The following is a 19,861-nucleotide window of genomic DNA, read 5'->3' as shown; positions in this document are numbered from 1 at the left end:
GCGCCCGACCCGCCCTAGGCGGCCCGCCACGCCTGACTTATCCCTTATTTGAATAAGAATATTTATTCAAATTCCTTCACAGAATAAGACGCCTCCCCTAAAACGGCTCCGGCAGGCAACCTGTGTCCGCCGGGCAACAGCCGCTCCACTGCCCGCCAGGCAACAGCGCATCAACAGTTCGCTGGCCTGGCAGCAGCACCGCCCAGCGCTATTACCTGCCAACTCATTGATAAATAACGCTTTACCGAAGTGGAACGGGACTTGCTGACCCCCTGGCTCCCACAGCACGCCAAAGGAACACCAACCATGAGCACTGCCCTCAACGTCGTCGCCGTCTCCGGTGGAGCCTACCGCCCGTCCCGCACCCTGGTGCTTACCGAAGCCCTGGTCGCCGCCCTGGGCGAACGCCTGGAGTTCAACGCCCGCATCATCGAACTGGGCGACATCGCCCGCCCCGTCGGCGGCGCCCTGTCCCGCAAGGAACTGCCGGACGACGTGGACGCGCAACTGCGCGCCATCGAGCAGGCCGACCTGCTGGTGGTGGCCGCACCGGTGTACCGCGGCTCCTACCCCGGCCAGTTCAAGCACCTGTTCGACCTCATCGACCTGAACGCCCTGATCGACACCCCGGTGCTGCTGGCCGCCACCGGTGGCAGCGAACGCCACGCCCTGGTGCTGGATCACCAGCTGCGCCCGCTGTTCAGCTTCTTCCAGGCCCTGACCCTGCCCATCGGCGTCTACGCCAGCGAGGCCGACTTCCAGGACTACCGCATCACCAGCGCCCCGCTGCAGGCCCGCATCGACCTGGCCGCCGAACGCGCCGCCGACCTGCTGCACAGCACCGCCACCGGCAGCCGTCCGCTGCGCAAGATCGCCTGAGCCGGCGGGACGACACCATGAGCGCCCATCCGCAAACCACCGTTCTCGACCCGCTGCTGAGCGCCCGCCAGCTCGCCGCGCAGTTCGCCGAAAGCGCCGTCGAGCGCGACACCCGGGGCGGCACGCCCAAGGCCGAGCGCGACGCGCTGCGTGCCAGCGGCCTGCTGGGCCTGGCCATTCCCCGCCAGTACGGCGGCCTCGGCGCCAACTGGAGCGAGACCCTGGCCGTCACCCGCGAATTCGCCCGGGTCGACAGCTCCATCGCCCACGTGTTCGGCTTCCAGCACCTGATGCTCGCCACCGTGCGGCTGTTCTCGCGGCCCGAGCAATGGCAACCCTGGTTCGAACAGACCGCCCGCAAGCACTGGTTCTGGGGCAATGCCCTCAACCCCCTGGACACCCGCACCCTGGTCAAGCGCTTCGACGGCTGGTGCGAGTTCTCCGGCAAGAAGAGCTTCTGCTCCGGCGCCAGCGACTCCGAGATGCTGATCGCCTCCGCCGTCGACGAAGGCAACGGCGGCAAGCTGCTGATCGCCGCCATCCCCAGCGGGCGCACCGGCATTACCCTGCACGGCGACTGGGACAACATCGGCCAGCGCCAGACCGACAGCGGCAGCGCCACCTTCGAACGGGTGCGTGTGGAGCAGCACGAACTGCTGCTCGACCCGGGCCCACTGAGCACGCCGTTCGCCTGCCTGCGTCCGCTGATCGCCCAGTTGCACTTCGCCAACCTGTTCCTCGGCATTGCCGAAGGCGCCTTCGACGAGGCCCGTCAGTACACCCTGCACGAGAGCCACCCCTGGTTCCGCTCCAGCGCCCGCCACAGCGGCGAGGACCCATACGTCCTGCGCCACTACGGCGAATTCTGGGTCGGCCTGGAGAGCACCCGCCTGCTGGTGGAGCGCGCCGCCGAGCAGTTGGACGCGGCCTGGGCCAAGGAACACGCCCTGAGCGCCGAGGAGCGCGCGCGCCTGGCCCTGGCCATCGGCACCGCCAAGGTCGCGGCGACCCGCAACGGCCTCGACATCTGCAACCGCCTGTTCGAAGTCACCGGCGCCCGGGCCACCCACGCCTCCCTGCGCTTCGACCGGCACTGGCGCAACCTGCGCACCCAGACGCTGCACGACCCCGTGGACTACCGCATCCACGAGCTGGGCGACTGGGCGCTCAACGGCACGCGCCCCACTCCGTCCTTCTACTCGTAAGGCAAGCCCATGCACCTGCTGACCCTCCCCCCGTCCCCGACACTGGCCACCTCGATCCGGGCGACCGCACAGGTCTTCGAAGACCCGCGCTCCCAGGCCCTGCTCGCCCACCTGCAACAGGTCGCCCCCAGCGAGGCGAGCGTGCTGATCATCGGCGAGACCGGAACGGGCAAGGAGCTGGTCGCGCGCCACGTGCACAACCTCAGCGGCCGGCGCAACGGCCCCTTCGTCGCGGTGAACTGCGGCGCCTTCTCCGAATCCCTGGTGGAGGCCGAGCTGTTCGGCCACGAGAAAGGTGCCTTCACCGGCGCCCTGGCCGCCAAGGCCGGGTGGTTCGAGGAGGCCAACGGCGGCACCCTGTTCCTCGACGAGATCGGCGACCTGCCGATGCCCATTCAGGTCAAGCTGCTGCGCGTGCTGCAGGAGCGTGAAGTGGTGCGCCTCGGCTCGCGCAAGAGCATCCCCATCAACGTGCGGGTGCTGGCGGCCACCAACGTACACCTGGAGAAGGCCATCAACGCCGGGCACTTCCGCGAGGACCTCTACTACCGGCTGAACGTGGTCGCCCTGCAACTGCATCCGCTGCGCGAGCGGCCCGGCGACATCCTGCCGCTGGCAAGTCACTTCGTCGCCGAGTACAGCCGGCGACTGGGCTACAGCGACGTCACCCTCAGCGAGGACGCCGCCCGCCGGCTGACCAGCTACGACTGGCCGGGCAACATCCGCGAGCTGGAAAACGTCATCCACCACACCCTGCTGATCTGCCGCGACAGGCTGATCCGCGCCGAGGACCTGCACCTGTCCAACCTGCGCATCTAGCGCCCGGACGACAGCCGGCCCCGCGAGGAAAGCGCCGACGACCTGCTGCTGCGGGCCTTCGAGCGCCTGTTCGAGGAGCAGAGCGGCGCCCTCCACGAGAAGGTCGAAGACGCCCTGCTGCGCGCCGCCTACCGCTTCTGCCACCACAACCAAGTGCACACCGCCAGCCTGCTGGGGCTGTCGCGCAACATCACCCGCGCGCACCTCATCCGCATCGGCGAGCTGGTGGTGAACAAGCGCCGACCGGCCCAGAGCGCCCAGGGCGGACGGGTCATCAACCTGTCGATCTGAATTCCAACGACAACGACGCCACGCGTGCACCCAACGCCCTGACGGGCCCTACGCCCTTGCGGGCAACGACGATGGCAACGAGGACAACACCATGAGTCTGGATATCTTCTGGTTCCTGCCGACTTCCGGCGACACCCGCTACCTGGGCCACTCCGCCAGCGGCCGCCCGGCCACCAACGCCTACATGCGGCAGATCGCCGTGGCGGCGGACCAACTGGGCTATGACGGCCTGCTGATCCCCACTGGCGCCAGTTGCCTGGCCCCCTGGGTGACCGCCGCCAGCCTGGTGCCGGTGACCCAGCGCATCAAGCTGCTGGTGGCCCTGCGCACCTCCCTCGGCAACCCCACCGCCTCAGCCCGCCAGGCCGCCACCCTGGACCAGGCCAGCGGCGGGCGCCTGCTGCTCAACGTGGTGCCCGGCGGCGACGCCACCGAGCTGGAGGCCGACGGCGTGTTCCTCGCCCACGACGAGCGCTACGCCGCCTCCGACGAGTTCCTCAGCATCTGGCGACGCCTGCTGCAGGGCGAAACGGTGGATTTCGACGGCCAGCACCTCAAGGTCAAGGGCGCGCAGAACTTCTTCCCGCCGGTGCAGCAGCCCTACCCGCCGTTGTACTTCGGTGGCTCCTCCCCCGCCGCCCATGCGCTGGCGGCCAAACACGTGGACGCCTACCTGACCTGGGGCGAGCCGCCCGCCGCCGTTGCCGAGAAGATCGCCGACGTGCGCGCCCGCGCCGCCCGCCATGGCCGCAGCGTGCGCTTCGGCGTGCGCCTGCACGTGATCGTGCGGGAAACCAACGCCGCCGCCTGGGCCGCCGCCGACGAGCTGATCAGCCACCTGGACGACGCCACCATCGCGGCCGCCCAGGCCAACTACGCGCGGATGGACTCCGAAGGCCAGCGACGCATGGCCGCGCTGCACGGCGGTGACCGCAACAAGCTGGAAGTGGCGCCCAACCTCTGGGCCGGCGTCGGCCTGGTGCGCGGCGGCGCCGGCACCGCCCTGGTGGGCGACCCGGAAACGGTGGCCGCGCGCCTGCTGGAGTATGCGACGCTGGGCGTGGACAGCTTCGTGCTGTCCGGCTACCCGCACCTGGAAGAGGCCTACCGCTTCGCCGAGCTGGTGTTCCCGCTGCTGCCCGGCAAGAGCAAGGTCACGGTGGACGGTGCCTTCACCGGCGGTGCCTTCGACATCCGCGCCGGCAAGGAGAAGGTCGCGTGAAGATCATCGACATGCGCTGCCGCCCGGCCTACCTGCCCCCCTTCTTCGGCGGGGCGTCGGGCATGTACCTGTTCCTGCCCGGCAGCGAAGGCTAGGTGCAGGCAGCCAACGGTTTGCTTGCCGACCAGTTGCTGTTCGGCTCCTCCTACACCTTCCGGCCGATCCGCCAGAGCATCGAGGATGCCCAACGCCTGGGCCTGCGGGACGAGGTGCTGGAGAAGTTCTTCCACGGCAACGCCGCGCGCCTGTTCAAGCTCTGATGAACCCGGGCCGCCGTTGGCGGCCCACACCTAGGCCCTGTACGAAAAGTGCCTGCGCTCGGTGATGCTGCGTTAAAAACCGGCTCAGAATGCTCATTTACCACACGTAAACTGCGCTTCTTCGCCGTTTTTTGCCTTGCCTGACCTTCGCTCGACGACTTTTCGTACAGAACCTAGTTGCTGGCCAGCCCCAATAGTTCCTCGCGGCGCTCCGGCTCGCGGGTGCGGGGCGAGAGCCAGATGTCGAAGAAGGCCCGAGCGAAGGCGCGGTCGTCGACGGCGTGGGTGAGCCGGTCGCCGAAGTAGAAGCGCGCGCCCTGCCCCGGCAGGAACACCCCGGTGATGCGCTGCCCCGGCTCCACGTCGACGAAGGCCTGGCGCATCTGCTCGGCCCAGGCCTGCAACTGCGTCTCGCTGACCCGGTCGCCCGCCGTCCGGCGGATTTCCTTGAGGCTGGCCGCCACCAGGTCATCGCGCTCGATGGTGCGGTGGTAGGTGAGCTCCAGAGCAAACGGCGCATCCACCGCCAGCGGCGCCGACGGCGACCACAGGCGGGCGCTGTAGAGGCGGAAGCCGAAGAAGCTGTAGTCCGCACTGCCCACCAGGCGCGCCTCGGGCAGGGCTTGGCGCCAGTCGGCCTGGGCCAGGCCGGCGGCAGTCAACAGGCAGCAGGCCAGCACGGCCCGGCGAAAGAAAGGATTCATGGCGTCACTCCGGTTGGATGACGGCCAATATTGTACAAACCAACAATTTGTACAAGAACAACCCATCGGCGCACGCAAACGACCGCCCGGCACGAAGGCGCCGGGCGGTGGCTGGGTCGGGTCATGGCGGCGCGGGCAGAACGCCCCGCGCCAGGTTCACGAACGGCGCTGGCGCCGGGCCTCGGCCAGGCGGCGCTGCTCGTCACTGCGGACAGGGATGGGTTGCAGGCGCGGGCGCTCGATCAGCCCAAGGGTCACGGACAACTGCCAGGCGAAACGGCTCAGCCAAGCTTTCATGGTCCCCTCCTCATCAGGACAGGCGACGGAAGGATTCCACCGCCAATTACAGCGTAGACCGGCCCCGGAAAGGGCGAACTGCGCTGAATCAAAATTTACAGGAGCCGGTCAGACGCCAGGAGCGGTCAGCGTAGGAAGCCGACTAACGGAGCCCGCCGGACGGAACCGCCTCGGCGCCACAGCACGCGGCGGGAAACGGGCCAGGGAACGGTTCGCCGCGCGCATAGCCAGCCATGATGATGGCCAGGAACAGCACGGCCACCGCGCTGAACAGCACATGAGGGCGCCTCTAAAAACGTAGGCGAGGCCGTCAGCGCAAGGCAAAAACAGGCGAAAAAGCGCAGTTTACGTGCAGTAAATGAGCATTTTTAGCCTGTTTTTAACGCAGCGATGACAACGCAGGTAGTTTTTTGGGGTGCCCTTGAGGGGGTTGGGCTCACCCACGGGCCGGTCCTTCGAGGTCAGGGAGCAACACAGGATCGACCGGCACCACGGGCAAGGGTTCAAGCATTTTTCACCGACGCGGGACGGCCACCGACCTGACGGACGGTCGCCACCGCAGGGTCAGCCACGCGCCGCCACCGCGCGCTGGTTGGACGCCAGGATGTTGTCCGGCTCCAGCGCCCGGCCCGCCTCCACCGCCGCCAGCCAGGCCTGGGTGCTGGCCACGGCACCGAAGCCGGCGTGCAGCACCACGGTGACCACCCGGTGGATCTCCTCGGCGGTGACCGAACCGGCGGCGTTGGCGTAGGGCAGCGAGCCGGTGGCGTCGTTCAGCAGCTCCACCGTCCAGCCTTCGTGGGCAGCCTGGCGCACCGTGGAGTCGTCGCAGTGGTGGGTCATGTAGCCGACCACCGTGAGGGTGTCCACGCCACGGGCACGCAGCCAGTCACCCAGGCCGGTGCCATACAGGGCGCTGGCCTCTTCCTTGTCCACCAGCAGGTCATGGGGGCGACGGGCGATCTCCGGGTGCAGCTCGGCGGTGGCGCTGCCACGGGCGAAGATCGGCGTGCCTTCCGGGGTCAGGTGCCGCACCACCACCACCGGGATGCCGGCCGCGTGGGCCGCATCCATGGCGCGGGTGATGTTGGGCAGCGACTGGCTCACCGGCGGGTACTCGATCAGCAGGCTGCCGTTGAAGTATTCGTTCTGCACGTCGATGACGATCAGGGCGCGTTTCGGGGACTGGGACATCAGGGTTTCCTCGCAAGCTCGGCAGTGAAGGTGGCGAGGATTGTTGGCCAGGCCCCCGCGACGCACGAGTGGCCCAGTTGCCAAGTTCCGCTAAGATCGGGCCAAGCCAACCGGAGCCCCTCCATGCCAGTCCCCGTGATCGCCGTGGTCGCCTTCGACCATATCAGCCCCTTCCACCTGTCCGTGCCCTGCCTGGTATTCGGCGAGATGCAGCCGGATGCGCCGCCCTTCGAGCTGCGCGTCTGCGCGGCGGAAGACGGCCCGCTGCGCACCAGCGCCGGTTTCCAGATCAGCGTCAGCCACGGCCTGGAAGCCCTGGAGGATGCCCACACGGTGATCGTCCCCAGTTGGCGCGACCCCGACGAACGCCCGCCACAGCCCCTGCTGGATGCGCTGCTCGCCGCCCACCAGCGCGGCGCCCGCCTTGTGGGGCTGTGCCTGGGGGCCTACGTGCTGGCCGAAACCGGGCTGCTCGACGGCCAGCGCGCCACCACCCACTGGGCCTGGGCGCGGGACTTCAGCGCCCGCTACCCGGCCGTCGACGTGGACCCGGACGTGCTCTACCTGGAAGCCGGCAACCTGCTCACCTCCGCCGGCACCGCCGCCGGGCTCGACTGCTGCCTGCACCTGCTGCGCCAGCACTGCGGCGCCGAACGGGCCAACCGCGTGGCCCGGTTGCTGGTGGTGGCGCCCCACCGCCAGGGTGGCCAGGCGCAGTTCATCGAACAGCCGCTGCCCGCCAGCGCCCGCGATGACCGCCTCGCCGGGCTGCTCGACTGGGTGCGCACCAACCTGCGCGAACCCCACAGCCTGGACAGCCTGGCCGAGCGCGCGCTGATGAGCCGGCGCAGCTTCACCCGGCACTTCCGCCAGCTCACCGGCACCACCCTGGGCGACTGGCTGCTGGCCGAGCGCCTGGCCCTGACCCAGCGCCTGCTGGAGAACACCGACCAGAGCGTGGAGCAGATCGCCACCCTCGCCGGCTTCGGTTCGCCCGCCTCACTGCGGCACCACTTCGGTCGCCATTTCGGCGTCTCGCCGTCGGCCTGGCGGCAGAGCTTCCAGGGGAGCGCTTCGTAGCAGCGCGGCCGGCATCCCCGGGCTGAAGCCCGGGCTACGGTCACGCGAGGGGTTTCGGCTGCAGGTCCATCAGCTCGATCCAGGCCTTCAGGTTCGCCCCCAGCATGCCCTTGCGCCACATCAGCCAGGTGGTGGCGGTGGCGAAGGGTTCGGTCAACGAGTGAATCGTCACCGCCTCGCGCCCAGGCATGCTCTGCAACATGGACTGCGGCATCAGCGCCACCCCACCACCGGCCACCACACAGGCCAGCATGCTGTGGTAGGACTCGATCTCCATCACCCGGCCCATGGCCACCCGCGACTCGGCGAACCAGCGCTCCAGGCGCTTGCGGTAGGAGCAGCGCGAGCGAAAGGTGTAGACCGCCGCCCCTGCCACGTCCGCTGCGCTGGCCACCGGCCCATGGCCGAGGGCGGTGATCAGCACCAGCGCCTCGTCGAACAGCGGGATGCCGTCCAGGTCGGCGTATTCCAGCGGGCCGTCCACCAGCGCCGCGTCCAGGCGCCCAGCCACCAGCCCCTCCACCAGCTCGCCGCTGGGCAGCGTCTGCACCTGCAGGTTCACCGCCGGCCAGGCCCGGTGGTAGCGCGCCAGCATCGGCGGCAGGTGGACGGCCGCCGTGCTGTACATCGAGCCGATGAGGAAGTCCCCCGCCGGCTCGCCGACCTTGATCGCCGCCTCCGCCTCGGCCTGCAGGGCGAACAGCCGCTCGGCATAGCCCAGCAGCACCTTGCCCGAAGCCGATAGCTGCAGGCGCTGGCGCTCGCGCAGGAACAGGTCCACGCCCAACTGCTCCTCCAGTTGCCGCAGCCGCGTGGAGAGGTTCGACGGCACCCGGTTGAGGCGCTCCGCCGCGCGGGTGATGGAGCCGGATTCGGCCACCGCCTGGAAGATGCGCAACTGGCTGAATTCCATGGCATGCATTCTCTTTTTCTGAATGAGTTGTTCTTTATTATTCGTTTTTTATGAAAATCGCAACGCCCTAGCATGGTCTTCCGATGTCCTGCATGGAGCCCTGCCATGGCCCCCTCGATCCGCATCCTCGCCAGCCTCCTGGCCCTCATCGCCGCCATGGGGATCGGCCGCTTCGCCCTGACCCCGCAGTTGCCGCATCTCATCGCCGAAGGCCAGGTGGACCTTACCGCCGCCGGCCTGGTAGCCGCCGCCAACTACCTCGGCTACCTGGTGGGTGCGCTGGACGCCCTGCGCGCCACCACCGCCCAGCGTGCCCGCCGGCGCCTGTTCGGCGGGCTCTGGGTGGGCGTGGCGATCACCCTGGCCTCGGCCTGGGCCGAAGGCTTCTGGGCCCACGCCCTGTTGCGCTTCGCCGCCGGCGTCACCAGCGCCTGGGTGCTGGTGGTGGTGACCGGCCTGGCCGCCCAGGTGGCGGCAGACGCCGGCCGGCCGCGCCTGGGCGGGCTGATCTTCACCGGGCCCAGCCTGGGGGTGATCCTCACCGGCCTCATCGCCCTTGGCCTGAACCTGCAAGGAGCGGGCTCGGCCCAGGCCTGGCTGGCCTTTGGCAGCGTGGCGCTGGTGTTGGCGGCCATCGCCCACCCGTTGCTGCCGCGTCCGCGTGCTGCCTCGGCGGCCGGCTCGGTGCAGGCCGGGCCGCGTCCGGTGGCCTTCTACCCGCTGCTGGTGGCCTACAGCCTGGTGGGGATGGGCTACATCCTGCCAGCCACCTTCCTTTCGCAGATGGCCGCCAGCCAGTTCCGCGGGCACTGGCAGGCGGACCTGTTCTGGCCTGCCTTCGGCTTGGTGGCGACCCTGGGGGTGCTGCTGGTGAGCCTGCGCCGCCCCGGCATGGGCAGCACCGGCCGCTGGCTGGTGGGGGCGCTGTGGCTGCAGGCGCTTGGCGTGCTGGCCTGCCTGTTTCCGGGCATGGCCGGGCTGGCCCTGGGCGTGGTGCTGTGCGGCGGGCCCTTCCTCGCCAGCATGTTGCTGGTGATGCAGCGGGCGCGGGAAATCGACCCCCAGGGCCACGCCCGCAACGTCGGCCTGCTGACCGCCGGCTTCGCCCTCGGCCAGCTCAGTGGCCCGCTGCTGGCGGCCCTGAGCAGCCACTTCAGCGGTGGCCTGCGCCCGGCCCTGCTACTGGCCGCCGGCGCCCTGCTGCTGGCGGGCGGGTTGATGCTGAAGGCGCGGGAAGCCGTGAAGGTAAACAGCGTTGCGACGTGCCGGGGTTGAGCCGCAAGGCCCGGGTGCCACCCGACGGTCCCAGGCTGGAGCCCGGGCTACGCGGGGAGTTCAGGATCAGCCGGGAAGGCCTCGCGCTCCTCCTCACGCAGGGTCAGCACGCGGAAGCCGGTCTCGGTGACCAGCACGGTGTGCTCGAACTGGGCGGAGAGGCTGCCGTCGCGGGTGATCACCGTCCAGCCGTCGGCCAGGGTGCGCACCTGGCGGCGGCCCTGGTTGATCATCGGTTCGATGGTGAAGGTCATGCCCGGCTCCAGGCGCAGCCCCTGGCCGGGCCGGCCGACGTGCAGCACCTGGGGGCTTTCGTGCATCTGCCGGCCGATGCCGTGGCCGCAGTACTCCAGCACCACCGAGTAACCCATGCGCTCGGCGTGGGTCTGGATGGCATGGCCGACGTCCCCCAGGGTCGCGCCCGGGCGGACCACGCGGATGGCGTCGTACAGGCACTCGCGGGTCACCCGCACCAGCCGCTTGGCGTCATCGCTGATGCGGCCGACCGCGTACATCCGGCTGGTGTCGCCGTAGTAGCCGTTCTTGATGACGGTGACGTCCACGTTGACGATGTCGCCCTCCTTCAGCACCTCGTGGACCGACGGCCAACCGTGGCAGACCACATGGTTCACCGAGGTGTTGACCGTGTACGGGTAGTCGTACTGGCCCTTGCTGCCGGGGATGGCGTCGAGGGTCTCGACGATGTAGCGCTCGCAGAAGGCGTCGATGTCCATCGTGGTGATGCCGGGCACGATGAACGCCTCCAGCGCCTCCAGCACCCGCGCGGCGAGCCGCCCGGCCACGGCCATGCGCGCGATCTCGTCGGCGGTCTTGATCGTCACCTTGCTCATTGCACGGCCTCTTCCGCTGCACCGGCGCCTTCCAGCTCGCGGGCCTCGCTCATCAGCCGGCGGATGATGTCGGCGTAGGTCAGCTCGGGATGCGCCTCGGCGAGCATGCCGATGCGCATCCAGTGCTCGGCCTGGGCGTTGATGGAACGGGACATGGCCCGGCAGGCGACGCGGGCCTCCTCGTGCAGGGAATCCGAGATCTTGACGATGCCCATGGCAGATACTCCATATACAAAATGCTACATAACATAGCACTTCGGATTGGCTCATGGGGTACATGCAACGATGAAGCGAGGGCAATCTGGCGCAGTCAGACCCGCCACCCTCTGGTTCCGAAACTCGCCCGGCAAGGCGAAAAAGGCGGCCTCAACAGAACTCGCGAATCAACCACTCACCGAATGAAAAGGGCCGCATGGCGGCCCTTTTGCACAGCACTGCCCTGCTCAGGTCCCGGTCTTGATCTTGGTCCAGGTCCGCGTGCGGATGCGCTCCATCTTCGGCGGCAGCATCTCCACGGAGAACAGCTTGGCCTGCACCTCCGCCGGCGGGTAAACGTTGGGGTTGTCCCGCAGCTCGGCCGATGTGAGCGCGTCGGCGGCCTGGTTGGGGTTGGCGTAGGCCACATGGTCGGAGATCGGCGCCACCACTTCCGGCTGCAGCAGGTAGTTGAGGAAGGCGTGGGCCTGCTCGACGTTCTGCGCGTCCTTGGGGATGGCCAGGACGTCGAACCAGGCGGCGGTGCCTTCCTTGGGAATGCGGTACTCCACCTTCACCCCGTTGCCGGCCTCGCGGGCGCGGGCGGCGGCCTGCATGGCGCCGCCGGACCAGGCCAGTGCCACGCACACCTCGCCGTTGGCCAGGTCGCTGACGAACTTGGAGGAGCTGAAGTAGCGCACGCTCGGGCGCAGCTTCTCCAGCAGCGCTTCGGCCTTCTTGTAGTCCTCCGGGTTGCGGCTGTTGGGCGGCAGGCCGAGGTAGTGCAGCACCTCGGGAATCACCTCGGTGGGCGAGTCGAGGAAGGCCACGCCGCACTGCTTGAGCCTGGCCAGGTTGTCGGGGTTGAAGATCAGCTCCCAGGAGTCCACCGGGGCGTTGTCGCCGAGCACCGCCTTCACCTTGTCGACGTTGTAGGCGATGCCGTTGGTGCCCCACATGTAGGGCATCACGTACTGGTTGCCCGGGTCCTTGGCGGCCAGCACCTTGAGCAGCGCCGGGTTGAGGTTCTTCCAGTTGGGCAGCTTGCTCTTGTCCAGTGGCTGGAACACGCCGGCCTTCATGTAGTTGGGCAGGAAGCCGTCGCTGGGCACCACCAGGTCATAGCCGGAGTGGCCGGACAGCAGCTTGGCCTCCAGCACCTCGTTGCTGTCGTAGACGTCGTACTTGGGCTGGATGCCGCTGGCCTTGTGGAAGTTCTCCAGGGTGTCGGGGGCGATGTAGTCGAACCAGTTGTAGATGCGCACCACCGGCTCGGCGGCCACGGCATTCAGCGAGGCGCCCAGGAGGGCGCCGGCGAGCAGCAGGCGGGCGTTCATCGGGCGGCCCCTTCGTAGCCCTGCAGCACGTTCACCGCGTTGACGCCGATGGCCTCGACGGCGTAGCCGCCTTCCATGATGAACAGCGTCGGCAGGCCGAGGGCAGCGATGCGCTGACCCATGCGCAGGTAGTCCGGCGAATCCAGCTTGAACTGGGAGATGGGGTCGTCCTTGTAGGTGTCCACGCCGAGGGAGATCACCAGTGCGTCCGGGGCGTAGGCGGCGATGTGCTGGCAGGCATCCTCCAGCGCGGCGGACCAGCCGTCCCAGGCGGTGCCATGGGGCAGCGGGTAGTTGACGTTGAAGCCCTCCCCCGCACCCTCGCCGCGCTCGTCGGCATGGCCGAGGAAGTAGGGGTACTCCACCAGCGGGTCGCCGTGGATGGAGGCGAACAGCACGTCGTTGCGGGTGTAGAACAGCTCCTGGGTGCCGTTGCCGTGGTGGTAGTCCACGTCGAGGATGGCGACCCGCTTGGCGCCCTGGTCGAGGAAGGCCTGGGTGACGATGGCGGCGTTGTTGAAGAAGCAGTAGCCCCCCATGAAGTCGCTGCCGGCGTGGTGGCCCGGCGGACGGCACAGGGCGAAGGCGGTGCGGGCGCCCTGGCGCATGTGGTCCTGGGCGGTCAGCGCCACCTGGGCGGAGCTGTACACGGCCTGCCAGGTGCCGGGGGTGATGGGCGCTTCGGTGTCGAAGCTGTAGTGGCCCAGCTCGCCCATCAGTGCGGTGGGGATGGGGCCGGCGCGACGCAGGCGACGGGCCGGGAAGGTGGTGGAGACCAGGTCGCCGCTGTGGCCTTCGGCCTCCCAGCGGGCCCAGGCGCCCTGGAGGAATTTCACGTAGCCGGCGTCATGCACACGGAGGATGGAGTCGAGGCCGAAGTCGCGCGGCTCGATCACCTCGCCCAGCGCCTGCTGGCGCACGCGGGCGAGCACGGTGTCGGCGCGGCTGGGCATTTCGAAACAGGGCTGGAGCTTGCCGTCCACCAGTTCGGACTGGCCGAAGTGGAGGCGATGATCGTCGCTGTACACGGTCAGCATGGGGGCGTACCTCATCGGGGTTCTTGTTGTTGGTGAGCCCGATTCTCGGCCGCCGCCCCGGCTTTGAGCAGTGGGGGTAACGGCCAATAGGGGATCGAAATGGCCAACATGGCTGGCCACGTCAGGTCGGATATATCGTCACCGCGTGGATCGATGAAGCGCGATCCACCCTACGCCCACCGGTACCGCATCGAACCCGCGTCGCCCGGACAACGATGGGCTTCGCACAGCTCAGCTCATCCTACGGTTGCCGCCGTAATACCCGTCTCGGGGCTGGGAGGATGTAAACCGCCATCACACCCGCCCTCCTGGGCTCCGTCCGTAGGATGCGGTGAGCTCGGCGAACCGCATCGAACCCGCGTCGCCCGGACAACGATGGGCTTCGCACAGCTCAGCCCATCCTACGGTTGCCGCCGTAGCCTCCACCGCTGGCCGGGTGGTGAATCGTCAGCCTCGAAAGTGACTGGGTGGCTGGCCGCTCCAGCGCTGGAAGGCGTGGCGGAGGCTGGCGGTTTCGCTGAAGCCGAGGATTTCGGCGATGCGGTAGATGGGCAGGTCGCCTTCGCGCAACAGGGCCTTGGCCCGTTCGAAGCGCAATTCGTCGAGCAGTTGCTGGTAGCTGGTCTGCTGCTGGGCGAGGTGGCGGCGCAGGCTGCGGGTGGAGGTGTTCATGGCGCGGGCGAGTTCGTCGAGCCCGGGCGGGGTGGCGAGGCGCTGGGCCAGGAGGTCGCGCACCCGCTCCAGCCAGGCGCGGCGGGCGGCGAATTCGGCGTTCTGCCGGCGACACTGTTCGAGCATTTCGCTGTGGGTGACCGGGTCGGCCAGGGGCAACGGCCGGTCGAGCCAAGCGGCGGGGAAGCCGAACCCGCTGCGGCCACGGGCGAAGCGCGGGGCGCGCTCGAATACGCGGCGGTAATAGGGCGCGGCTCCAGCCGGTTCGGGGTAGTCCAGCTCCAGGGCGGACACGGGCAGCGGCTGCCCGAGCAGGTCGGCGCAGATGACCCGCAACGAGCCCAGGCACAGCTCGGTGTTGAACGGGCGCAGGGCTTCGTCCTCGCCGTAGCCGCTGGCCAGCAGCCAGGCCAGCTCGCCTTCGCGCTCCAGCCGCAGGTGGAAGTAAGTGCCGAGCAGCACGGGGTAACCGAGGCCGATGCGCAGGGCGTCGCCGAGGGTCGGTGCGGAGAGCAGCGCGTAGCCCAGCAGGCCATAGGCGGAGATGCGGGTGCGCTGCCCCAGCTCCAGCCCGAGGGCGGGCGAGCCGGCCAGGCGCACGGCGTTGGCGAAGACCTGTTGCTCCTGCCCGGGGTTGATCAGCCGCCGCAGGTCGCGCAGGTCGTCGACGGTGATGCCGCTGCCCTCCAGCACGGCATCGGCCGCCACGCCGCGCTCGGCCATGCAGGCGACGGTGAGGGTGGACATGTGCAGGGAGTTGAGCCAACTGGCGCGGGAGAAGAGGGTCTCAGCCATGGCATCAGGTTTCGCGGGGCGGGTGGGCGTACGGCATGCAGGCATTCCAGGTGGGCTGGCGCTGTTCTGTATGTGTTTTCGCCGGGCAAGTCAAAGGGCTGGCCACGAAAAAGGGAGCCTGGCGGCTCCCTCTTCTGGCGGACCGAGCGGGGCTCAGGACAGGAAGCCGCCGTCCACGTTCAGGGCCACGCCGGTGGTGTAGCTGGAGGCTGCGCTGGCGAGGTAGAGCACGGCGCCGGCCATTTCGCTCGGGTCGGCCACGCGCTTGAGCGGGATGCGCTGCAGGGCGACGTTGAGGATGGCGTCGTTCTTGGTCAGCGCCGAGGCGAACTTGGTGTCGGTCAGGCCCGGCAGCAGGGCGTTGCAGCGGATGCCGTACTGGGCGCATTCCTTGGCGAACACCTTGGTCATGCTGATGACGGCGGCCTTGGTGACGGAGTAGATGCCCTGGAACTCGCCGGGAGACACGCCGTTGATGGAGGCGACGTTGATGATGCTGCCGCCGCCGTTCTGCTTCATCAGCTTGCCGCCTTCGATGGACATGAAGTAGTAGCCGCGGATGTTGACGTCGACGGTCTTCTGGAAGGCCGACAGGTCGGTGTCCAGGACGTTGCAGAACTGCGGGTTGGTGGCGGCGTTGTTGACGAGGATGTCCAGGCGACCGAACTGCTCGCGGATCTGCGCGAAGACGTTCTGGATCTGCTCCATTTCGCCGATGTGGCAGGCCATGGCGGTGGCCTTGCCACCTTCGGCGACGATGGCATCGGCCACGGCCTGGCAGCCGTCGATCTTGCGGCTGGAGACGATCACGTGGGCGCCCTGCTGGGCCAGCAGCTTGGCGATGGCTTCGCCGATGCCGCGGCTGGCGCCGGAAACGAAGGCGATCTTGCCGTCGAGGTCGAACAGTTGGGTCTTGGACATGGGGTTCCCCTTGTAGTGGTCCGGTTACAGCCGGGATTGGCCGATCACCTGGAGGCTCATCTGCTCCAGCAGCTTGTTCATGTGGATGAACTGGGCGAAGCGCTTGTCCTGGGTCTGGCCGTGGAAGAAGCGGTAGTAGATCTGCTGGACGATGCCGGCCAGGCGGAACAGCCCGTAGGTGTAGTAGAAGTCCAGGTTGTCGATGGGCGGCAGGCCGGCGCGCTCGGCGTAGTAGTCGGCGAACTCGCGGCGGGTGAGCATGCCCGGCAGGTGGCTGGGCTGGCGGCGCATGAGCTGCACCGGGGCCGGGTCCTTGGCTTCGATCCAGTAGGCCAGGGTGTTGCCCAGGTCCATCAGCGGGTCGCCGATGGTGGTCAGCTCCCAGTCCAGCACGCCGATGATCTTCAGCGGGTCGCTGGGGTCGAGGATGACGTTGTCGAAGCGGTAGTCGTTGTGGACGATGCCGGGCTTGCCGTGGTCGGCGGGCATCTTGTCCTTGAGCCAGGCGCGAACCGCTTCCCAGGTGGGCGCGTCGGGGGTCATGGCCTTCTCGTAGCGGTCGCTCCAGCCTTCGATCTGGCGGCGCACGTAGCCGTCGGGCTTGCCGAGGTCGCCCAGGCCGCAGGCGTTGTAGTCGACGTTGTGCAGTTCGACGAAGCGGTCGATGAAGGTCTTGCACAGGGCGCGGGCACGGGTTTCGTACAGGCCCAGCTCGGCCGGTGCATCCGCCCGCAGGATCACGCCCTTGACCCGCTCCATGACGTAGAACTCGGCGCCGATCACCGAGTCGTCGGTGCAGTGCACGTAGGCCTTCGGGCAGTACGGGAAGCCGGCATTGAGCTGGTTGAGGATGCGGAATTCGCGGCCCATGTCATGGGCGGACTTGGCCTTGTGCCCGAACGGCGGGCGACGCAGGACGAATTCCTGTTCGGGGTACTCCAGCAGGTAGGTCAGGTTCGAGGCGCCGCCGGGGAACTGGCTGATGCGCGGGGTGCCGCTGAGCCCGGGGATATGCGCCTTGAGATACGGGTCGATGGCCGCGGCATCGAGCTCTTCGCCGTCGCGGATGCGGGTGGACTGATCTGTAAGCGTCATGCTTATCCCTTCTACTTATGATTAGGACCCATGATTATTCGCAAGCCTAATGCCGCCGAGGGGGCGCCTCAAGCACGAACAACCGTTATAGGCAGGCGTGTTGCCACTCGATCAGGCTGCCTGATTGGCCCGGTGCAGAGCCTTCCGGGCGAAAAAAAACCGGAGTCCAGGGACTCCGGTTTCAGGTGTTTCCGGTTCGGCCTCGCCGATCAGACCGGGAACAGCTCGCCGAGCTTCATGGCGAGCATCATGTCGCCTTCGGCGCGCAGCTTGCCGCCCATGAAGGCCTGCATGCCGTCGGTTTCACCGGTCATGATGCCGACCAGGGTCTCGGTGCTCATGATCAGGGTGACGTTGGGGTTCGGGGCATCGCCCTGCTGTACGTCGCAGGTGCCATCCTTGACGACCAGGTAGTGGTTGTCGCCGTCTTCGATGTTGAACTGGAATACCAGGTCCAGGCCAGCGGCAGCACCGGCGTTGAACTTGGACTGCATGTTTTTGACGATGTCAGCAACGGTGGTCATGGTTCGATCCTTTGTTTTTCAGGTTTTATAACGGCCTTGCGGCCGGTGGGCCGGGCTCATCGGTAGGTGATGAGTTCCGGCGCCCCCAACAGCTCCAGGTGCACATGACTGTTGAAGGAAGCCAGCGCCACATCCCGCCCCCGGAACTTCAGGCGCGAGAGGGAAGTATTGACGATCTGCCAGTTGAGTTCGAACGCCCGGTCGGCCGGCACGCCGGCCACCAGGTGAAGCAACGCGGTGATGGTCCCGCCGGAGGTGAACACGGCGACGTTCTGCTTGCTGTCCGCGCGCTCCAGCACCCGCTCCAGGCCGCCGCGCACCTGGTCGACGAAATCGACCCAGCTCTGCAACTGCGGGGCGTCGTAGTCACCGGCCACCCAGCGCAATACCAGGCTGGAGAATAGCCGCTGGAACTCGGCACGGTTCTGCGCGGCGTTGCGCATGATGTGCAGCGCCTCGGGCTCCTGCTCCAGCACGCTGGGCAGCAGGGCGCGGATCACCGCATCGGCATCGAATTCATTGAAGGCGGGGTCGACGTCCACCTCGGGCGCGGCCAGGCCGGCGGCCCGCAGGCGCTCCAGGGCGGACTCGGCCGTGTGGCGCTGGCGCTGGAGGCTGCCGGCGACGCATCGATCCAGGCGCATGCCGAGGCGGGCGAAGTGCTCGCCGAGGACTTCGGCCTGGCGAACTCCGACGCTGGAAAGCACGTCGTAGTTATCGGCGCCGAAAGAGGCCTGGCCATGTCGGATCAGGTAGATGCTGCCCACGTACGCTGCCGTCCCGGGACGTTGAAAGTTTCGCGAGGTTATGGGGAAGCACAGGGGCTGTCAACGAAAAAACATACGCTTGTTTGAATGCATTCCCGCTGTTTATGACGGGGTTTTTCCGTTGCTGGTGGAGCCCTGCGCGGGGCGGGTATGCTTGGCCGGTTTTCGCGCCCGCAGACAGGGCGCGTGTCGATTCCTGAAGGGGGTTATGTGGAGTTCCTAGCCGATTACGCGGGCTTTCTCGCCAAGACGGTCACCGTGGTGGTGGCCATCCTGATCGTTCTGGTGATGCTAGCCGCGCTGCGTGGCCGGGGCCGTCGTGGTGGCGGTGGCCGCCTGGAAGTGACCAAGCTCAACGACTTCTATAAGGGCCTACGCGAGCGCCTGGAGCAGAGCCTGCTGGACAAGGACGCGCTCAAGGCAAAACGCAAGGCCGAAGCCAAGGCGGAGAAGGCCGCACGCAAGAACCCCGAGGCCAAGCCCCGGGTGTTCGTGCTGGACTTCGACGGCGACATCAAAGCCTCCGCCGCCGACCAGCTGCGCCACGAGATCACCGCCCTGCTGACCCTGGCCACACCCAAGGACGAGGTGGTGCTGCGCCTGGAAAGCGGCGGCGGCATGGTGCACAGCTACGGCCTGGCCGCCTCGCAACTGGCGCGCATCCGCCAGGCCGGCGTACCGCTGACGGTGTGCGTGGACAAGGTGGCGGCCAGCGGTGGCTACATGATGGCCTGCGTGGGGGACCGCATCCTGGCGGCGCCCTTTGCGCTGGTGGGCTCCATCGGCGTGGTGGCTCAGTTGCCCAACGTGCACCGCCTGCTGAAGAAGCACGACGTGGACTTCGAAGTGCTCACTGCCGGCGAGTACAAGCGCACCCTCACCGTGTTCGGCGAGAACACCGAGAAGGGCCGGGAGAAGTTCCAGGAAGACCTGGAGAGCATCCACGACCGCTTCAAGGACTACGTGGCGCAGTACCGCCCGCAACTGGCCATCGAGGAAGTGGCGACCGGCGAGGTCTGGCTGGGCACCGCCGCCCGCGAGAAGGCGCTGGTGGACGACCTGCGCACCAGCGACGAGTACCTGGCCGAGCGCGCCCGCGACTCGGAGCTGTTCCTGCTCAGCTACGTGGAGAAGAAAAGCCTGCCGGAGCGTTTCGGCATCGCCGCCAGCGCCAGCGTGGATCGCCTGCTGATGAACGGGTGGAGCCGCCTGCAGCAGCAGCGCTTCTGGCAATGAGCCCTGCCCTCCCCGCCTGAATGAAGAACGCCGCGTTGATCGCGGCGTTTTTGTAAGCGCCTGCATCATCTAAGTGGCACACCTCCTTCACCGTGGTGGCTGCGCTTAGCATTGCGCTGGGTGCTCACATTGGGTGGGGCGGGGAAAATTGCCCCTTCAGGAGGCCGAGCGGAGTCATTGCAAAGGGGATTGAGCGGCATGGATGCCGCGAAAGGAGCGCCAGGCCATGGATGGCCTGTCGCGACGTTCCCCGACGCGATGATGAAGCGAGGGAAGTTTGGCGCAGCCAAAC

General features: G+C 67.9%; 19 protein-coding genes and 2 pseudogenes. 8 read left to right on the top strand and 13 right to left on the bottom strand.

All coding sequences use genetic code 11. The annotated features are described in order from the left end of the window. Positions 1 to 306 precede the first annotated feature (306 nt). From msuE to A9G05_RS26650, 5 genes and pseudogenes are all read left to right on the top strand, one after another. Complete coding sequence (gene msuE / locus A9G05_RS15305; RefSeq protein WP_069561793.1) at positions 307 to 879, top strand: FMN reductase; 573 nt, start codon at positions 307 to 309, stop codon at positions 877 to 879. Positions 880 to 896: 17 nt separating this feature from the next. After that, positions 897 to 2,084, top strand: a complete 1,188-nt coding sequence (locus A9G05_RS15300) for an acyl-CoA dehydrogenase family protein (protein WP_069561792.1) — start codon at positions 897 to 899, stop codon at positions 2,082 to 2,084. Between the two features lie 9 nt (positions 2,085 to 2,093). After that, positions 2,094 to 3,194, top strand: a pseudogene (locus tag A9G05_RS15295) (sigma-54 interaction domain-containing protein). Between the two features lie 91 nt (positions 3,195 to 3,285). Continuing rightward, positions 3,286 to 4,416: an FMNH2-dependent alkanesulfonate monooxygenase gene (ssuD, locus tag A9G05_RS15290; protein WP_069561791.1), complete on the top strand. Its 1,131-nt coding sequence runs from the start codon at positions 3,286 to 3,288 to the stop codon at positions 4,414 to 4,416. Between the two features lie 62 nt (positions 4,417 to 4,478). Further along, positions 4,479 to 4,676 (top strand): annotated as a pseudogene (locus A9G05_RS26650) (amidohydrolase family protein); the annotation flags it as partial. 173 nt (positions 4,677 to 4,849) lie between these two features. Here the strand turns inward: A9G05_RS26650 and A9G05_RS15285 are convergent. The 3 genes from A9G05_RS15285 to A9G05_RS15280 all read right to left on the bottom strand — a co-directional run bounded on the left by A9G05_RS15285 (position 4,850) and on the right by A9G05_RS15280 (position 6,874). Then, positions 4,850 to 5,380, bottom strand: coding sequence for a chalcone isomerase family protein (locus A9G05_RS15285; RefSeq protein WP_069561790.1), 531 nt, complete (start codon positions 5,378 to 5,380; stop codon positions 4,850 to 4,852). A 156-nt stretch (positions 5,381 to 5,536) separates the two neighbouring features. After that, positions 5,537 to 5,677 (bottom strand): PA1414 family protein, encoded by a 141-nt coding sequence (locus A9G05_RS27670; RefSeq protein ID WP_165664715.1) that lies wholly within the window; start codon positions 5,675 to 5,677, stop codon positions 5,537 to 5,539. Positions 5,678 to 6,241: 564 nt separating this feature from the next. Then, on the bottom strand, positions 6,242 to 6,874 hold the full coding sequence (locus A9G05_RS15280; protein ID WP_256548424.1) for a cysteine hydrolase family protein: 633 nt from the start codon (positions 6,872 to 6,874) through the stop codon (positions 6,242 to 6,244). Between the two features lie 120 nt (positions 6,875 to 6,994). Between A9G05_RS15280 and A9G05_RS15275 the strand changes: the two genes are divergently transcribed. Beyond that, the gene (locus A9G05_RS15275; protein WP_069561788.1) at positions 6,995 to 7,951 is read left to right on the top strand and encodes a GlxA family transcriptional regulator; all 957 of its coding nucleotides are present in this window, start codon (positions 6,995 to 6,997) and stop codon (positions 7,949 to 7,951) included. A 40-nt stretch (positions 7,952 to 7,991) separates the two neighbouring features. Here the strand turns inward: A9G05_RS15275 and A9G05_RS15270 are convergent, their stop codons facing one another. After that, positions 7,992 to 8,864: a LysR family transcriptional regulator gene (locus tag A9G05_RS15270; RefSeq protein ID WP_069561809.1), complete on the bottom strand. Its 873-nt coding sequence runs from the start codon at positions 8,862 to 8,864 to the stop codon at positions 7,992 to 7,994. A gap of 105 nt (positions 8,865 to 8,969) precedes the next feature. Between A9G05_RS15270 and A9G05_RS15265 the strand changes: the two genes are divergently transcribed. Further along, positions 8,970 to 10,139, top strand: a complete 1,170-nt coding sequence (locus A9G05_RS15265) for a YbfB/YjiJ family MFS transporter (protein ID WP_069561787.1) — start codon at positions 8,970 to 8,972, stop codon at positions 10,137 to 10,139. A gap of 47 nt (positions 10,140 to 10,186) precedes the next feature. On the opposite strand, the gene map is transcribed toward A9G05_RS15265, so the two are convergent. The 9 genes from map to A9G05_RS15220 all read right to left on the bottom strand — a co-directional run bounded on the left by map (position 10,187) and on the right by A9G05_RS15220 (position 18,333). Beyond that, positions 10,187 to 10,990 carry a type I methionyl aminopeptidase gene (map, locus tag A9G05_RS15260; RefSeq protein ID WP_069561786.1) on the bottom strand — a complete coding sequence of 268 codons (804 nt, stop codon included), beginning with the start codon at positions 10,988 to 10,990 and terminating at the stop codon, positions 10,187 to 10,189. After that, positions 10,987 to 11,205 carry a ParD-like family protein gene (locus A9G05_RS15255; protein WP_044408442.1) on the bottom strand — a complete coding sequence of 73 codons (219 nt, stop codon included), beginning with the start codon at positions 11,203 to 11,205 and terminating at the stop codon, positions 10,987 to 10,989. Before A9G05_RS15255 ends, map begins: the two co-directional genes overlap by 4 nt. Before the next feature lie 228 nt (positions 11,206 to 11,433). Next, on the bottom strand, positions 11,434 to 12,522 hold the full coding sequence (locus A9G05_RS15250; protein WP_069561785.1) for an extracellular solute-binding protein: 1,089 nt from the start codon (positions 12,520 to 12,522) through the stop codon (positions 11,434 to 11,436). After that, entirely contained in the window at positions 12,519 to 13,559 is a 1,041-nt protein-coding gene (locus A9G05_RS15245) for a histone deacetylase family protein (protein ID WP_069561784.1), read from the bottom strand. Before A9G05_RS15245 ends, A9G05_RS15250 begins: the two co-directional genes overlap by 4 nt. 447 nt (positions 13,560 to 14,006) lie before the next feature. Then, positions 14,007 to 15,026, bottom strand: a complete 1,020-nt coding sequence (locus tag A9G05_RS15240; protein ID WP_044408452.1) for an AraC family transcriptional regulator — start codon at positions 15,024 to 15,026, stop codon at positions 14,007 to 14,009. Positions 15,027 to 15,179: 153 nt separating this feature from the next. After that, positions 15,180 to 15,947 (bottom strand): SDR family oxidoreductase, encoded by a 768-nt coding sequence (locus tag A9G05_RS15235; RefSeq protein WP_069561783.1) that lies wholly within the window; start codon positions 15,945 to 15,947, stop codon positions 15,180 to 15,182. A 24-nt stretch (positions 15,948 to 15,971) separates the two neighbouring features. After that, positions 15,972 to 17,042, bottom strand: a complete 1,071-nt coding sequence (locus A9G05_RS15230) for a phosphotransferase family protein (protein WP_069561782.1) — start codon at positions 17,040 to 17,042, stop codon at positions 15,972 to 15,974. A 209-nt stretch (positions 17,043 to 17,251) separates the two neighbouring features. Beyond that, a complete protein-coding gene (locus tag A9G05_RS15225) occupies positions 17,252 to 17,566 on the bottom strand; it encodes an SCP2 sterol-binding domain-containing protein (protein ID WP_021221784.1) in 315 nt (104 codons plus the stop codon). 56 nt (positions 17,567 to 17,622) lie between these two features. Next, positions 17,623 to 18,333, bottom strand: a complete 711-nt coding sequence (locus A9G05_RS15220; protein ID WP_069561781.1) for a histidine phosphatase family protein — start codon at positions 18,331 to 18,333, stop codon at positions 17,623 to 17,625. Positions 18,334 to 18,543: 210 nt separating this feature from the next. Between A9G05_RS15220 and sohB the strand changes: the two genes are divergently transcribed. Then, entirely contained in the window at positions 18,544 to 19,569 is a 1,026-nt protein-coding gene (sohB, locus tag A9G05_RS15215; RefSeq protein WP_069561780.1) for a protease SohB, read from the top strand. The last annotated feature ends 292 nt before the right edge of the window (positions 19,570 to 19,861 follow it).

Source organism: Pseudomonas sp. ENNP23 (assembly GCF_001728945.1).
In the GTDB taxonomy this organism is placed as follows: domain Bacteria; phylum Pseudomonadota; class Gammaproteobacteria; order Pseudomonadales; family Pseudomonadaceae; genus Metapseudomonas; species Metapseudomonas otitidis.
The sequence above is the reverse complement of the archived record's forward strand: the minus strand, read 5'-3'. Positions and strand labels throughout refer to the sequence as shown.